The organism is Vibrio sp. 1249-1 (assembly GCF_033340495.1).
In genome coordinates, this window is the sequence record NZ_JAWOWJ010000837.1 from 1 (window position 1) to 592 (window position 592).

Sequence of the window (592 nt, forward strand, 5' to 3'; positions counted from 1 at the left end):
TATCGAGAATCAAGTCGTTTTGTTCTGCAATCGGAATAAACTGTTCAGGGCCAATGTAACCTTTCTCGGGATGATTCCATCGCACTAATGCTTCAACCCCAACCAACTGGTAGGTCTTAAGGTCAAATTTAGGTTGATACCAAAGCTCAAACTGAGATAAGTCGTGGATGGAGCGACTCAGTTCTCTTTCGATATAGAGTCGTTGTTTCACCGTCGCATCGAATGCGGGATCGTAAACGGACATAATGTCTTTGCCGCGACGTTTTGATTCTTGTGCGGCAAGGGATGAAAGTTGCAGCAACGAATCTGCGTTACAACCAAACTCTGGATATACCGCAACACCAAGGCTGGTGGTTAAGCGGATATTGTGACTGTCGAGCCTCAATGGTGATAGCACTTGTCTATGAACTTGGTTGGCTATCTCGCGCTCTTCTAAGCTGTTGTTGCAAGGGAATACGACGACAAACTCATCCGCACCAACGCGGCTTGCGAGTATCCATGGTCGATAATCTGGTTCGATATAAATTGGCAGTTCCTTTCTCAATAGTGCCGAAAGGTGCACCAGTAATTTGTCCCCAACATTGTGGCCGTA

General features: G+C 46.3%; 1 protein-coding gene. It reads right to left on the minus strand.

Annotated elements, in window-relative coordinates:
* Window positions 1-592, minus strand: a 592-nt coding sequence (locus R7Z50_RS29205) for an EAL domain-containing protein (protein WP_318149975.1), incomplete at both ends; no start/stop codon positions are given.